Genomic DNA, 17298 nt, shown 5'->3' on the forward strand with positions numbered 1-17298 from the left:
CTAATTGTCAAACTAACCTATAGTCTTATAACTTAAAACGTTTTATTTACAAAACAACTTCATGATTACCAACCAGGGTTCTGCTCCAGGTTAGGGTTCATGTTCTTCACTGTTTGTGGATAAGGGAAGTAATCATGTTTTCCCTCTTGGTAACCAACTGTGAAACCAGCATCCTTTGCTGCATGAGAAGAAACTGTATAGAAGCGGCTATTTGCCTCTGTACCATGCTCCCAGTGCAACTTCTCGTCAGAAGCCTGAGGTGCGCGGAACAACTTGTCAAAGAGGTGAGGTACATCGGTACCCGCATTCTTGATGCGATTGATGGCAGTGGCATCCTTCCATCTCTTGATGTCGAACCAACGACAACCTTCCATCCACAACTCGTATGATTTCTCCTTCTTGAGAACATCCATATCTACTGAGCTACTAATGGTCTTGGATCCTGCACGCTCCTGAATGGCATTAATATACTTCTTGGCCTCACCCTGATCGCCAGTCTGGAGACAAGCCTCAGCATAGTTCAAAAGAACCTCGGCATAACGCATCACGAGATAGTTGTTCAAGCGGATGTTGTCACCATATTTCTTACCATCTGAGTCAGCTGCACGCATCACTGTCTTGAATGCCAACCAAGTAGAGTTACCATAAAGTCCCTGAACCTGATCCTTAATACCAACAGCCGTGCTTACCTTCTTCTGCTCAACCGTCATCTTGTTTAGCTCATCATTAGCATACTCCATTTTATAAACAGCATCATCAATGTGCTTCAAGGTAGCCTTGAAACGGTAAGAGTCGCCATCGTTCTCATGGAACTCATCACCAAACCACTGAGGTACACCTAAGCCACCCCAACCATCGATACCACTATATACAGACTGAGGAGAAACTACGAAGTTACCAGCACGCCAGTTCATTGCATTAGACTCCATCCAGGTAGAACGCTGAATCATACCGCCCCATGCACCCTTACCAGCATTGTACTCGAAGTTGATTTCGAAGACCTTTTCCTCGTCGCCATCACCCTCAATATGGAAGTTGTCCATATACTTGTCGCCTGGAACAAGGGCATACTTGCCTGAGTCGATAACCTTCTTGAGGGCAGTCTTAGCCTGTTCATACTTGCCAGCGAAGAGGTAAGCCTTACCAGCCAATGCATTAGCAAAGCCCTTGGTTACCTTTACAGCTCCATCCTTGTCATCCTTGCTTTTACGCTCATCAAGATCGGCCGCAGCTGCCTCACATTCAGAAGCAACCCACTCTATCAACTGTTCGTGGGTCATAGGATGCTCAGGATCCTTATCGCAGTTGTATGGAAGCGCATCAGCTGTCAACTGGTTTAAGACGAATGGAGGAGTGCCCCAGAAGTTTGCCAACAAGAAGTAGTCGTAAGCACGAAGCACACGAGCCTCAGCCACACAACGCTTCTTGACTGGTGTATCTGGATTAGCAAACTTGTTAATGACCAAGTTGCAAGTATACACAGAAGAATAGAGGCCTGAGTACATCAACTTTGGAACCAAGGCATCAGTATCATAGCGGAACTCATTGAGGCAACCTGCGTCCTCATGGTCTCCATAGTTACCACTGGCATAGTAAACATCATCACCACACATGTTCAGAATCAACTTGTGAGGAGTATAGATACCCATACTTCCCTGGAAGTCTGGCTGACGCCCTACTACATTACACATAAAGCCTTCGTATGCTGCCACCAAAGCAGCCTCAGCATCGGCATCAGTCTTATAGAACTGTTCCTCCGAAGTAGCACCCTTCTGCTCAATATCGAGCTGACTCTCACAGGAAGTAAAAGATACTGTTCCTGTCAACGCAAGGGCTAATATACTAGAATATAATAAATACTTTTTCATTGCTGTATCATTTAATAATTAGAATGTTACATTGATACCAAATACCATCTTCTTAGAAGTAGGATAAGTACCATTATCAAAACCACGAGACTGAGCGCTGTTCATAGAAGCTGTCTCAGGATCGGCTCCAGGATACTTGGTGATAGTGAAGAAGTCATCCAAAGAGCAGTAAACACGCACACCATTTAGACCAATCTTGCCCGTAATGAGACGTGGCAATGTGTAACCCAACTGAATCTGTTTAATCTTGAAGTAAGAACCGCTGAAGACAGCTGCGCTAGAACTGAAGAATGTCCAGTCAGTTGCCACCTTCTTCATATCAGGATACTTGGCGTTGGTATTACTCTCTGTCCAAGAATTCTTCCAATATTCATCGATACCATTCAAGAGTGGTCGGTCGGCAGATACCATCAAGTTGTAAATCTTATTGCCAGCTGCTCCTGTACCGAAGATGGTCAAGTCGAAGCCCTTGTACTCAGCATTGAGGGTGATACCATAAGTAAACTTAGGAATACCCACACCCAAATCCTGCTTATCATTATCCGTAGGCGCATTGGTGGTTTTGCCATCCTTGTCATAATACAAAGCACTTCCATCCTCAGCTACACCTGCATACTTGTAACCACGGAAGTACCAGATAGAGTGCCCCACCTCGAATGTTGGCTTCAAACGGCTGTTGAAGCCATCGATACCTATACCCTCGATACGGCTGATGAATGAAGAAAGATCCTTTACCTCATTCTTCAAGGTAGAACCGTTGACAGAAACAGAGTACTTGAAATCACGGATATGATCTCTCCAACCCAACTCAAAGTCGAAACCTGTGTTAAGCACCTTACCTGAGTTGACGATAGACTTGCTTACACCAATTTCAGGAAGAGGGTTGATTTCTACCAAGAGGTCCTTGGTGTTCTTGCGATACCAGTCGAGAGAGAATGTCAAGCGGTCGTTCAAGAAACGTGCATCAAGACCCAAGTCAACCTGCTCTGAAGTCTCCCAAGTCAAATCTGGGTTAGCAAGACCTGTTGGCTTAGAACCATAAGACAACTTTCCATCACCGATAGATGGATTGTACTGATAGAAGCTCTGGTTGATGGCAATAGGAGAAGCATACTTGTAGTTGCTCAATACATTGACATTACCATTCTTACCCCAAGATCCACGAAGCTTCAAGAAAGAGATGGCATCACGACTGATGTTGTCCTTGAAGAACTTCTCATTGCTGATAGTCCAACCCGCAGATACAGATGGGAAGTTACCCCAACGAGCATCCTTTGAAAGCTTAGATGAATCGAATGCATCACGACGGAAGTTGAACTGCAAGAAATAACGATTATCGTAGCTATAAGACAAACGTCCGAAGTATGAAAGTTCTGTTGCATCGCCAGGAGCATTGCCTACGCTCTTAGTTGCATCAGCAAGCAAATAGTCGATGTAACAATAGTTAGGAGCGTAGTTTGAAAGAATATCCGTACCCTCAGAACCTATAGTAGCATTGTCCCAATGATTCTTGGTAAACGACATACCCACCATAGCTCCTACAGTATGCTTGCCAAATGTATTCAAATAGTTTGCAAAGTTCTCCCACTGATAGTAAAGACCATTGTTGGTATGAGCCTCTATCTTGTACTGTGAGGAGTTGGAGAGGGTATTGATGTAATATGGCTGCTCATAGTTGTGGAAGTTGCTCTGCGTGATGCGGTAACCCAAACGAGATGTATAGGTGAAGCCCTTGAATGGCTTGATGTTGGCAGCAACGGTACCACGTACATTGATACCCTGGTTGTAAGAGCCCACGCGGTCGCGCTGTGCCAATGGGTTACCCGTAGCATCCTCTACATAGTGAGATGTACCATAGAAATCATTATTATGGTCAGCATCTCTCATCACAGGAGCGCCATTCTGATAAGCGTTATAAACATTGGTTGGCAACTTTGAAGGGTCGCTTACATAGCAAGGTGTCAATGGATCTACAGAAACAACAGAGTTCAACACAGAACCATAACCTTTGTTCACACCCTTGGTCTTCCACTTCTCGAAAGAGGTGTTTGTCGAGATGTTCAACCACTTATATACATCGTAGTCTGCATTAATCTGACCTGTAAAACGCTTGTAAACATCCTTATCTCCCTTGACGATACCATTGTTATTGAGGATATTCAAGTTGGCAAGGAAACGGCCCTTACCATTGCTAGCCTGGATGGTAAGGCTGTGCTGATGAGCCAAACTATTTTCAAAAGCCTCATCATACCAGTTGGTGTTCTCTCCATTGTATCCCTCAGCCTTCAACTTATCATCCGTCAAGTCGCCCAAGTACTTATGGTATGAAATATACTCTGGAGCGTCGAAGAGCTTAGCCTTTCTACCAATAGACTGGATGGTAAACTTGCTGCTATAAGAAATCTCAGCCTTACCGCCATTGGCAGCACCACTCTTGGTAGTGATGATGACGACACCATTACCAGCCTGCGCACCATAGATGGCAGCAGAAGCAGCATCCTTCAAAACCTCCATGCTCTCGATCATAGATGGATCAAGATACTGGATATTGTCCACCTTCAAACCATCAACAATGAGCAATGGACTGATATTTCCACTGTTAGAAGAATAACCACGCACACGGATATCTGCAGCCTCACCTGGACCACCCGAGTTGATAATCTGTACACCGGCAGCCTTACCCTGGAGGGCAGCACCAGCATCTGTTGTAGACAAGCCCTTGATGTCATCACTCTTGATAGAAGCCACGGCACCAGTCAAGTCGCTCTTCTTCTGCACACCATAACCGATGACTACCACGTCATCAATGACCTTGGCATCATCTTTCAGTGAGATGGTAAGCGTCTTGCCAGCCTCAGCCTTGACGGTCTTTGGCTCCATACCTATATAAGTAATGGTTAATGTTGCGTTTGGCGCAGCATCAATGCTAAACTTACCATCCAAATCGGTAACCACACCCTTCTTGCTGCCTGCAGCTTTCACTGTAGCACCAATGACAGGTTCACCACTTGTGTCTGTAACTACTCCTTTTACAATACTCTGAGCCGACATTCCTGCAGGGAATAAACAGAGAAAGGATAGCAACGCTAACGGCTTTTCAATCTTTCTTAAGTTCCTCATAAGAAAATAGATTAAATTATTAATTTTATCAGTTTATGATTGTATACATGTTCAGTAAAAACATTCTTTTGCAAAGCACGTTGCAAAATTAAGATTTATTTCGTGAAATGACTTTCTTTTATGTTACAATTTCTTTGCGAAACATAAAAAAAAAACCAAAAAGAAACATAAGATATTAGAAATATAACAAAAAGAAATCCCGAAACTGCCTGGCAGCTTCGGGATTTCTTTTATATTATCTTATAGATTTCCAGTCTTGTTACTTGAACAGATGTGGCACAAATTCCTTCAGACAGCGGCGCCAGGTAAGCCACTCATGATGAGTTCCAGGTGAAACATAGACATCAAGCTTGATGCCCAGGTCCTTCAATTCCTTCGCCATCTTCTCCGTGCCGAAGTTCTCTTCTGAACCGCAGCCCATGAACATATAGTTTATCTGGCTGTTGAACTTCTCTGCATCGGCAAAGACGCCGTTAAAGCAGGTCTTGACATCCACACCGAAAAGTGCACCGCTGAAGGTTCCCAGGGCAGAGAACTTATCCAAGTTCGGCAACACGGTGTTGAAAGTCTGGCAACCGCCCCATGACAAGCCAGCCATCGCACGATGGTTTCTGTCGGTATAGGTGCGGAACTTCTTATCTACCATCGGAATCAGATCCTTGATAATCACATCGTAGAAAGATGCGCCATAGAGCTTGCGCTCCTCATCCACATCCTTGCCCGGACGTGGCACGAAAGGCTGCTTTACATCGCCGCTCTCCATCACCACAATCATAGGCTCAGCCTTGCCTTCGGCAATGAGATTGTCCATGATGTGCTGCATATAGCCCTGATGGCTCCAGCCCGTCTCATCCTCGCCCATTCCGTGCTGCAGATAAAGCACTGGATAGCGCTTGCTCAGATTGGTTTCATATTCTGCCGGCGTATAAACCATGGCTCTGCGGAATTTACCCTGAGATGCGGCATAATAGGATACAGAGCGAACCTGACCCTGTGCCACTCCCTGCTGAGGACGATAGTAATTGCCTTCAGTTCCCTCAGGAACCTCCAAGCCACTTGCCTCTCGGCAGCAACCGAAGTAGGTTTCGCTAGCAGGATCTACTACCTGTACGCCATCTACATTCAGGAAATAATAGTGGAAACCCACTACCAGAGGGTCAGAAACGCCATACCAGTCGCCATCGAAATCCTTCTTCATCGGATACTTCTTTCCGCAGATATCAAAGATTACCTGCTTGGCCTCTGGTGCATGAAGCTTGACGTAGGCACGGTGGTCTTTATCCACACGTGGATAGTTGGCATCCGGAATGATGCCGAGCAGCGAGAGCATCATGTTGGCATAACGCTTACCCATGGTGCGATAGCTTTCGGCAATGAAATGCAGACCATCGCCACGCTGCGGACATCCCTTGGAAGAGATGACGTGGGCAGTAGGGATAGTCTTTGCGATATCATCCACAATGGCGATATGCTGCCAGCAGCTGCCGCCTGATCTTTCTGAACGGTCTCACCCACGAGCAAAGGTACATCTTCTGCCTTCAGATTCAAATCTTTCAGGATATCATTATATACGGTCTTTACCCGGTTAGGCCAGTTGGCATCGCCATTGTTGGTTTCACCCTGGTGCAGAAGGATACCCTTGATGACACCCTGCTTCTTGGCAATCTTGGCAAGCTCGATGAGTCGGGCATAAGGATTACCATGATACTGGGATGCGAAATTCTTCATCCAGTCTGGCTGCTTCTTCAGGTAAGCCTTATAGGTACGCTTATCGAAGAGGTCAATGCTAGCACCACCCACCGCCACGGTGATGGTTCCCACCTTGATGCTATCAGGCAGGTTATCTACCATTTTTCTGCCAAAGTAATCCACCGGACTCAAGCCAGTGCTTGGTCGTGCCTGAGGTGGAACGGCAGTATGCCACTGTCCTTTTTTCCATCCAGCTTTTTCATCATCCACGGCATACATCGCCATGAATCTTGGATTCACTCCTGTTCGGTCGATGTCTTCAATGGCGGCATTGCCCTCCATGTTCGACTGTCCGAAACAGAGATAAATCTGAAAATTTGGGTCGGGGCTTACACTCCCCCCTTTCCCCCCATTACTAGCCTGTACTCCCATAGGGTAGCACAGAGTCATGAGAAGAGATGCAATAATTGTTAAACGTCTCATTTGCTAATACAATTGAAATATAAATAGTTGGTCATGCCATCACGACACGACCAACCTTAACGACTAACATCATTTCGGTTAATCCTTGTATATGATAAAACCTAAACTAATGTCTTTTCAATTTATTATATATTTGATACTAATATCTGGCAATATCTTTACTTGGCATCGTTCCAATATTCAGGAGCACCAAGACCTGCTGCAAAGCCACCATAGGTGTGCTTGCGATAATAATCCAAATCCCAGAGGCCTACTGGCAAACCAGCACGCCAACCACTATTGGCAGGACTGTCAGTAGCACACCACTGACAGATACCCCACTGCTGATCCTCAGGGATGATTTCGAAGTACTTCTTGATGACGAACTCATAAAGGTCACGCATCTGCTTGTGCTGCTCCTCAGTCATATCGTTGGTGTTTACACTCTTGCCTGTTTCATCCACATAACCCATATCCAACTCAGAGATACGAACCAACTTGCGAGAGTCAGCCATCAACTTCAACATGTTGACAATAGCATTCTTCTTAGACTCCTGAGTCTGAGGATTACCATAGCAAGAGATGTGCATCTGGCTACCGATACCATCAATCTTGGTAACACCATCAGCCTCCCAATCCTTGATCCACTGAATCAAGCTCTTGAGTTTGCCATTCTGATCCCAATCACTCTCCAAGTTGTAATCATTGACGAAGAGCTTGAGTTCCTCTGGGTTGCCACCATTTTCCTCAAAATGCTTGCGAGCAGAAGCTACAGCTGTGCGAACATAGTCGAGGTCGCCGAGGTAATCCTGCCAGTAGAAGCTGTTAGGAATATCATCGTCTGGGGCTGTACCACGAGTTGCAGACTGAAGGTCATACTTACCGTCACCGTTAGTATCAGCACCAGAGAGAGCCTCATTGACAACATCCCAAGCCTTTACCTTGCCTTCTGTTGCCTCCATCATACCAGCAATCCACTTGTCCAAGGCAGTAGTCAGAACTTCCTTCTTTTCCTTGTCAGACAATGGAATACCACCACCTATCTTCTCACACTTGAAGGTAGGACCCTGCCAGTTGCTGCCCCAACCTGCGGTTGCATTCTGGGCGAAGTCACCGTTGGCTACAAGATTTTCCTCAGTACCTTCTTTAACGAGAGTAATATCATCTATGCTTACGCTCTCGTTATTCTTCAACATACCGAAGCAGAACTGCAACAAATCATGAGTAAACTGAGCCTCAAACTCCCATGTAAGAGTAGTCCATTTGGTAGAGATGTCTTTGTCCTCACAATACTGGACATCATTACTGCCACCCCACTGGTTTTTGTTAGGGCTGGCGTTCCAGATAGGCCAGAAAGCAAACTTGGTCTTAGAAGTAGACTTCACCTTCATGGTCAACACATACTTAGCACCCTGCACCAAAGTCTTATCCAGTTTGTAAGTAGCCTGATGATCCCAAAGGTTGGCGCCATCCTTTGTTGTGGTATATTTGATGCAGAAATTACCGCCAGCACTTTCTCCAGAACCTTGCTTGATAGCAAAAGAAGGACCTTGCCAATTGCTGCCCCAAGCTGAAATATTATCTGTGGTGAAATCACCATTGGCTACCAAGTTGTCATCAGAACCATCCTTAACAAGTTTGACATCATCAAAGTCGATAGTGCCACCTAGCTTACCAAAGCAGAACTGCAACATATCATGAGTAAAGGCTGCATTAAATTTCCAAGTAAGCGTAGTCCACTCTGTTGTAGCCTTGTAAGTATCCAAATACTGCACATCATTACTGCCACCCCACTGGTTCTTGTTAGGGCTAGCGTTCCAAATAGGCCAGAAAGCGATATCGCAGTCTTCAGATGCCTTCACTTTCATGGTAAGCGTATAGCTTGCTCCCTTTTCCAATGGTTCAGAAAGTTTACAGTTAGCCTGATTGTCCCACGGATTGGCACCAGCAGCTGCCGTTGTATAGCGAATATACTTGTTATCACCACCAGGAACCTCTGGAGCAGGTCTATCTGCGATCAAACCATTCAGATATTTCAATGGCTGCTGTGAATGCCAAGCCAAGGTATGGCCATAAACAGAAAGGCCTGCATCGGTAGCATTCTTAACATATTCACTTACCTTATCGAAATTCATGCTACCATCATCAGCAACACAAGAAGACATCTTCATGGCGTTGCCGGCTACAGTCTCGTTAAAGTTGCTGTTGGTCAAAGCATACACCAGTTCCTTCTTGTTATATTCATCTACAGCAGTTCCGATTCCGAGGTGGAAGTTTGGACGGTCCTTGATGTATTCCTTCAAGGCATCATATTGCTCCAGATAACCATACTGCGCTTCCTTATCAGGACGTACGGTCTCGAAATTCTGGTCGAAGTGGTCTGCACAAGAGGCCAAAAGCATGGCCCCGAGTGCAGATACTAATATTTGTTTATTCATAACTTATGCGATCATTAATTATTATAGGTATAAGAGAACTCCTCCTTGGTTACTCCACTACGCCACCAAACGAGTTTCTCATTGAGATTCTTCTTAACGCCGCCAGCGAAAGTAATCTCAGCATTGAGTTCCATCAAGTCACGATACATGTTGTTCCAAGACAGCAAGGCATCGTCAGCCCAAGAACCAGTACCTGTTGCAGTAACACCATCGGTGAGAGAAGTGATGGTACACTTCTCATTGGCATCAAATGTAAGCAAGAGGTCTGCCTTCAAAATATTGCTTCCCTCCTGAAACTCTACAGTATAAACAGAGCTGTTCAGGGTGCGGGTAGCAATCTGAACCTGTGAAGCCTTCTCGATATTATCGGTACTTGTATTGTGATTGGTCAACCACCAGCCACTATACTTGTTCTGATACTTCACGCAATACATCACATAATCCTGTGGAGCCGTCTCCCAAATAGAAGCATTGGTTCGAGAGCCTGTTTTACCCTCTTTTAATGTTCCAGTGGCGATTCTGTCAAAACCAGTCTGATTCTGCATGACCAAAGGAATCACGTATGTATTCTTTACAGCATCAGGGTCATTGAAGAAAGCATCAGTAAGCTGCACCTCTGTACCTCCCTTCATACCTCCATTGAAATTGAAGGCTGTAGTAGATAGCTGATAATACTCTGCAGGCATAGCCTTTACTGGCGTGCCATCAGCGAATGTAAGATTGTCGCACAAGCTATTGTCAACAGCCACATTCACGGTAGCATTTCTGCCATTATAGGAACCACCAAAGGTTGCCAGGATCTTACACTTATGTGCCTTGTCCAATGTTGTATCATACTCATCATCGCCCAGCACAATAGTACGAACTGGTGATTGATAAGCAAAGTAAGCAGTAGTTCCACCCTCGTAATCATCGAAAGCCTGGTCTCCATTCTCACATGCCGTGAAAGAAGCCATCAGTGTCAGAAGGGCTGCCACCATTTTGATATATCGTTTCATAATCATTAGTCTTTATTTATAATATTAGTCGTTTATTATTTCCAACCCTCGTTCTGCTTGAGGTTGCTGTATTTCAGAATCTCAGTGTATGGGATAGGACCATAGTACATATAGTCTGAATACTTGCGTTCCTCAGCGTCGAAAGTCTTGTAGATGTATTCGCCTGTTGTGGCATCTGTCGTGATGTTGATACCCTTGGCAGCCTCATTGAGATTAGCCTTCCAGCGGCGCAAATCCCAGAAACGATGGTTCTCGAAGCAAAGCTCCAGACGGCGCTCGTTGCGGATCAGCTCACGCATCTTATCCTTGCTCTGTGCGCACTCCTCCAAGTATGGATCCTCGCCAAACTCACCAAGTCCGGCACGCTCACGGATTGCCTTGATTACATCGTAGGCAGAATAGTTGGCACCGCCCACATTTGCCTTAGGACCCTGAGCCTCATTGCAGCCTCAGCATAGTCGAGCAAGATTTCCGTAGTACGGATACGAGCTGGCAGATGCTTCTGCTTGGTTGCAGAGCTTGGGTTGAGGTTCACATCAGGACGGAGCAACTTGCGAAGATAGTAACCCGTCTTGGTTGATTTTCCATTCTCCTTGTTCAAGCCATCCAGAGTCTTAGAATCAGCAGCTGTATTTACCACTCCATCAGTAGCACCGATTTTATCGCCATTTACAAGAATGTAGGCAGCGAGACGTGGGTCACGGTTCTGATATGGATTCTTGGCATCGTATTCTGCATTGGCATCAGCAATAGGATAACCGTTTGCCATAGGGAACGCATCCACCAGGTTCTGGGTTGGATTGATCTTACCGCTACCATAGAGCGAAGGAGGATAGTAATCTGTCTCCAGAGAGTTGCTTTCTTCAACATTTCCACGCCAGATAATCTCCTTAGGATTCTCGGATGTAGCACCCAATCCGTCTATGAGCGACTTATTGCAGAACCACTTCCATCCGTCAGGATCCACTGCATCCAAACCACCAAACTCGCTCAGGCAGTTGGCAGCATATTTGGCAGCATCCTCATAAGAGGCTACACCGGCAGATGCATAAGCAGGAGAAGCGGCGAGGATGGCGAGCTGAGCCTTGAAAGCCGAGATGATGCGACCGTCAATCTTGCCACGATGGTTGGTACCGAAGGCACGATTGTACTCTGCATTGGTAGCACCCTTCTGGGCATACTTGGCAGGAACCTGATCCTCATTCACATCGGCATACTGCTCAGGCAAATACTTCAGAGCCTCATCGAAATCAGACATAATCTGGTCGTAGCACTCCTTGAAGGTGTTGCGTGGAAGATTGAAATCAGACTTTGAATCTTCTGAAGAAAGATGGATAGGCACACCCATCAACTGACCATCTACCATCCGGCATGAGCACGGAGCAAGTACATCAGGTGTAAGCCACGCAAAGCATAGGCATTACCCTTGTAGTTGTCGCAATACATCTGCTTGAGAATCTCGCTGGAGTAAGCCCACTCTACCTTATCGCAGTTTTCCAACATCAGGTTACAGTACTGGATGGCGTGATAACGACCATCCCACTGTGAAACCGGATTCATATTTGCAGCCCAAGAACCTGTTGCCATCTTCTTGTAATCATCACCGTTCTGGTTGATAACGGCATCGTCGGTGGCAGCATCAGTAGATGGCGAATTGCTATATGGCAGAGCCAGGTAAGCATTGTCAAGAATACCACGGGCAAACGTAGGATCCTTATACATCTCGCTGATATCTTGGTTATTTTCCAAGGCAGGCTCAAACAGGTCGTCACAAGAAGTGAGCGATACTAAGACTGCACTTATCAATAATAATCTTGATAATTTCATAATTTTAATTCTTTAATTAATTCTAGAATGAAACCTTAGCACCGATGCTATAGAAGCGGTTCAATGGTGCCGAACCTGAATTGTTAACATTCATATCCATGAGCTTGCGCTCCTTGGCTATGGTGAGCAGACTGTTGCCGTTGACAAAGAGCTGAAGTCCGCGTACGAAACTCTTCATGAACATCGCCTTAGGGAAGTCGTAGCTCAACTGCACCTTCTGAAGGTCGATGCGGTCGGTAGAGTACATCCAGAAGTCTGATGTCTGATAGTTGTTCGTACCTGCCTCTGTGGTCAGACGTGGGAAGGTGGCTGTGGCTGCAGTCTCCTTGGTCCATCTGCCGCGCATCTCTGCTGTATATTTGGCACTACCGCCCACCCAGAAGTAGGTGGAGTTCTTCACGGCGTGAGCACCGAAGTTTCCTGTGCCGAGCATGAAGAGGGTGAAGCCCTTATATTTCAGAGTGAGGTTCATACCGATAGTGGTAGGAGTTCCATACCAGCCGCCCTTGCCCAGATAAACCTGGTCCTTGCTATCGATGACGTTGTCGCCGTTCTGGTCCTTGTACTTCAGGTCACCCGGACGGATGGTTCCGCCGATAATCTGGGTTGGAGAGTTCTTGATATCATTCTCATCCTGGAAGAAGCCCAGGCACTCATAACCCCAGATAGCATCGAGTGGCTGCCCCTGGCGATACTGATAGGTATCAGCATACTGCGAATCATCTCGCTTGGTTGCCTCGGTGGTGTAGTAAGTTACGTTGGCTCCTACGCCGAAACCGAAATCACCAAACTGCTTCTTGTAGTTCACAGCAAAGTCGAAACCGCTGCGCTTGTCCTCATTAAAATTAATGTAAGGAACGAAAGAAGACTCAGGATAGTAGCTGAACAGATAGCTAGGCACCTGATTGCGAGCCTCCAGAATTCCGTTGGTCCACTTAGAGAGGAAGTAAGATGCATCGAAACTCAAAGCCTTGTTGAGCATCTCTGCATGAACCGTAGCAGAAATTTCCTTGCGGTGCAGGTAGCTGAGTTCATTGTTGCTACCACGCTTAGACTGCATAGCTGAGTGACCGGAACCACCATTCCAATCCCACCAGCCACCGCTCTGATAGGTTCCGAGATACATGTAGTAATCGTCGATACCCAGATCGGTCTTCATGTCGGTGTAGCTTGCGCTGAGGGTCAGATCATCGAAGAATGAATTCTCCATAAACTTCTCCTTAGAGAGGCGCCAGCCCAGAGTGACAGATGGAGATACACCCAATCGCTTGGCTGATGGCAACTTGGCAGACCAAGGTGTAGCCAGAGCGAAATCGGCATAATACTTATGATCATAGTTATAAGAGACCTGCAGGCCCATGTTGGCGTTGCTCACCTTATGATACTCTGCAGACTTACTCTGCTGATAACCGTTGGCCACCAGCATGGCACTTACGTTGTGCACATCGTTGAAGGTGCGGTTGTAATCGAAGTGCGCATTGAATGCGATGGTCTGGTTATCGGTAGAACCAGAGATATTCTGAGCACCCGATTTTTTGTCCACCGTACCATTGTTGTTCAAACCTACGATAACATCCTTGCCGTTGAAGTTAGCCCATGTAGGCTGGAAGGTGGCGTAGGAATTGTTGAACGATGTTGAGTATGCCGTAGCATAGTCGATGGCTACCATGGTGTGGAAACTCAAGCCCTTGAGTACAGAAGAGAGGTCGAAGTTCAAACCTGCATCAAACTGGAACTGACGGCTGTGATAGACATTGGTACCCGAAGCGTAGATATCACCGAACACGTTGGTGAGGTCGGCAGAAGAACCACCCAGGAAGTACTTGCCATCAATGATATTGCTGGTAGCCCCAATCATAGTCAGCGCCGACTTGGCATTAGGGTCAATCATTTCCACAGGAATCAGCGGAGCCACGCGGTTAGGACGGAAGGTGCGGGCCTGCTCCCAGTAGCTGCTATTGTTAGTGTTAGCCGACTTAGCCCCGTAGAAGGTGGCATTCGCATTTACGTAGGCATTGATGGTGCTGCTCAAGGCGAAATCCACATTACCTCTTACATTGAATCGGTCGGTATAGTTCTTCTTAGCCTCGCCGAAGTTCAAGTTGTCACCGTTGCGATAGTAACTCACGTTGGCATAGAAGCGCGCCTTCTGGTTGCCACCTTCTATCTCGGCAGATACCTCCGAGCGGTTGAACGCCTTCTTGATGTAATCAGAAGAATAGAAGTCTACGCTAGGATAGCGATATGGATTCTTTCCGGATGCATAGTTGTAGATGGTCTCTGCAGAATATGGCAGGTTGTTTTCGGCACCGCCATCATTGAGGAAAGCCTCGTTGTAGAGAGTCATGTACTCAGCCGAACCGAGATACTCAGGAAAAGCCTTGGCTACATTCCAACCCGTATTGGCATTCACCTTCACAGACAAACCGTCATTCACACTACCACGCTTGGTGGTAATCATGATAACGCCATTGGCAGCCTTGCTGCCATAAAGTACTGTGGCCTGGGCACCCTTCAGAAAAGAGATATCCTCAATCTCGTCGGGGCGAACATTACTGGCTTCACGTGGCACACCGTCGATGAGGACAAGTGCATTGGAATAACCCCACATACCACTGCCATTATAACCGGATACATAACCCTGCATGTTGTCAAGGCTGTAGGTATTATAGTTTTTCTCTGTCAATTCTCTGACATTGACGGTGCTCACACCACCGAGCACATCGCTCTGGTACGCCTTCTTGAACGCCACGTTAACCATTGCGCTATCAGCAGATTCCTGAGCCGAAGCAGGCAACTGTGCCAGAAGTGCCGTAACCACTGTCAGAGCAGAGTATATTGTTTTCTTATTATTTTTCATATATAATATGATTATTTCTAAGTTTATGCTTTTTATATATCACATCTCCGGGTGATTACCATCCTGGATTCTGTCCAAACTCAGGATACAGATAAACATCGCTTTCCTTGAGTGGCAAGAGATAGTGTTTCTCTGAGAAGTCGCGGGTCACGATGGTCTTCTCGCTCCATCCTGTCACCTCGGCATCACGTGGATCGTTCTTGGTATAATCGAAATTACCTACACGCTTGAATTCCTGTGAAGTCTTGATGTTATAAGGATATTCTGTGAGAAGCAACCAGCGCTGCAGGTCGTTCCAGCGGAAGCCCTCAAAGGCAAGCTCTACGGCACGCTCGCGGCGAACCTCGTCCATAAACTTCTTCTGGTCGTTCATAAACTTATCTGCCACATGACCAGCATCTACTCTATCGCGAAGCACATTGATTGCTTCAGCAGCGGTGAGGTTGAGCTTTGAGCTCTTGTAGTTGGCTCCCTGAACGGCAGCACCAGCCTCAGCATACATCAGATAGAGGTCGGCAAGACGCATGTAAGGAAGGTCGCACTGCAAGGCACCACCCCATTCGTACATGCCATCATACTTATTTGCCTGGTGAGGAACCAGCTTCTGAGTATAGTAACCAGTGCGGCATCCCTGACTTGAAGAATTTCGCAATACACTACCAGAATACATTGGTATATACTGCAATGCAGCAACCTTTGGTTCCTTTACTGCATCAATGGTTGTATTGATATACTTAAAACCATCGAAGACGATGTCATGGTAGAAACGTGGATCACGATTCTTGAATGGATGCTTTGGATCGAATCCGGAATCAGGATCATCCAAAGGCAGACCATTAGCCATACCATAATAGTTTACATAGTTGGCTGTCGGCTGGTGAATCACAGCATCGTGTTGTACGATATCTTCCATCTTAGGTCCCCAAAGTTTGGTGAAGTTCCAGTTTGATGAATTCTCGCCAATATATGGACCGCGCATGATTGCCTCTGTAGAACCTGGTTGTTTCCAATTCTTACCTGTAGTACGGAAGATATCAGAAAAGTTGTTTGTAGAACCAGACTTTGCTACATGATTATAAATATCAGAGTAGTCATAGGTACACAATGCATATGGAGTTTTGCCTGAATTTACCTGAGCAATAGCCTCTGCCAAAGCATCAGCAGCCTTTGCGGCAAGCTCTGTATTATACTTATAGGTATCGCCATTCTTGGAAGCTCCCGTCTCTGCACCGATATTATTCAATGGAGAAGAAGCCCAAAGCAACACTTTACCTAAGTAGCCCAAAGCGCAAACTTTTGTAATACGAAGTTCATTCTTGCCCAAAGTTTTCTTACCTATAGTTGTCTTGTCCCAATCATTAGGAAGTAACTCTGCAGCAGCCTTAAAATCTTCGGCACATTTCAATGCGCATTCCTGATAAGAAAGACGAGGCAAAGTCAAAACTGATGCACCATCCAATACGGTGTCTACGTATGGCATACCGCCAAAGAAAGCTATCAACTCCTCGTGCCACCATGCACGGAAGAACAACAACTGTCCCTTGATGAAGTTCTTCTCTTCCTGGGTACAGTCGGTCATCAGGTCAAGGTTAGCAAGACCCAAATTACACTTGCGGATGCAATACCAGGCATGCTCCAAAGAATGAGCAAATTTATTGGTTGAAGTCGGATCAAGGTACTCACCAGGATTTCCTGAAGATGGTCTGTGCAAGAAACTTTGATTATTGCTATACCAGTTACGGTAGTCGCCTAAATCAAAATGAGCAGTCACATGATCATCTCCCAAGCCAGTATTCATGATTTCATCTTCACCCCAGTTGAATGAGGTACAATACATATTCGACTCCTTACTTGGAATACAGTTGTAAATTTGCTCCACATATCCCTGGAAATTGGTGAAGTTCTTGAACGCTTGTTCTGCACTCACATCTGTATCAGGGCTCTTATCTAAGTAATCTGTACAAGAAGCAAATCCGCAAGTGAGGCTCAGTGCACAAAATATTTTCACTAAATTATTTTTCATTTGTTATGCATGT

General features: G+C 46.0%; 6 protein-coding genes and 2 pseudogenes. All 8 read right to left on the reverse strand.

The genetic code is table 11. The features are described 5' to 3' along the window. Positions 1 to 65: 65 nt before the first annotated feature. The 8 genes and pseudogenes from DW830_RS04475 to DW830_RS04510 all read right to left on the reverse strand — a co-directional run bounded on the left by DW830_RS04475 (position 66) and on the right by DW830_RS04510 (position 17285). Positions 66 to 1868, reverse strand: a complete 1803-nt coding sequence (locus DW830_RS04475; protein ID WP_119249040.1) for a RagB/SusD family nutrient uptake outer membrane protein — start codon at positions 1866 to 1868, stop codon at positions 66 to 68. 18 nt (positions 1869 to 1886) lie between these two features. Next, positions 1887 to 4919, reverse strand: a complete 3033-nt coding sequence (locus DW830_RS04480; RefSeq protein ID WP_119249041.1) for a SusC/RagA family TonB-linked outer membrane protein — start codon at positions 4917 to 4919, stop codon at positions 1887 to 1889. Positions 4920 to 5247: 328 nt separating this feature from the next. Next, positions 5248 to 7109 (reverse strand): annotated as a pseudogene (locus tag DW830_RS04485) (sialate O-acetylesterase). A gap of 209 nt (positions 7110 to 7318) precedes the next feature. Next, positions 7319 to 9577 (reverse strand): endo-1,4-beta-xylanase, encoded by a 2259-nt coding sequence (locus tag DW830_RS04490; RefSeq protein ID WP_119249042.1) that lies wholly within the window; start codon positions 9575 to 9577, stop codon positions 7319 to 7321. Positions 9578 to 9591: 14 nt separating this feature from the next. Next, the gene (locus tag DW830_RS04495) at positions 9592 to 10575 is read right to left on the reverse strand and encodes a BT_3987 domain-containing protein (RefSeq protein WP_158573440.1); all 984 of its coding nucleotides are present in this window, start codon (positions 10573 to 10575) and stop codon (positions 9592 to 9594) included. 35 nt (positions 10576 to 10610) lie between these two features. Further along, a pseudogene (locus tag DW830_RS04500) lies at positions 10611 to 12402 on the reverse strand (RagB/SusD family nutrient uptake outer membrane protein). Between the two features lie 22 nt (positions 12403 to 12424). Next, positions 12425 to 15262, reverse strand: coding sequence for a SusC/RagA family TonB-linked outer membrane protein (locus DW830_RS04505; protein ID WP_119249044.1), 2838 nt, complete (start codon positions 15260 to 15262; stop codon positions 12425 to 12427). A 55-nt stretch (positions 15263 to 15317) separates the two neighbouring features. After that, positions 15318 to 17285, reverse strand: coding sequence for a RagB/SusD family nutrient uptake outer membrane protein (locus tag DW830_RS04510; RefSeq protein ID WP_119249045.1), 1968 nt, complete (start codon positions 17283 to 17285; stop codon positions 15318 to 15320). Positions 17286 to 17298 lie beyond the last annotated feature (13 nt).

It is taken from the genome of Prevotella sp. AM34-19LB (assembly GCF_003468525.1).
Taxonomy (GTDB): Bacteria; Bacteroidota; Bacteroidia; order Bacteroidales; family Bacteroidaceae; genus Prevotella.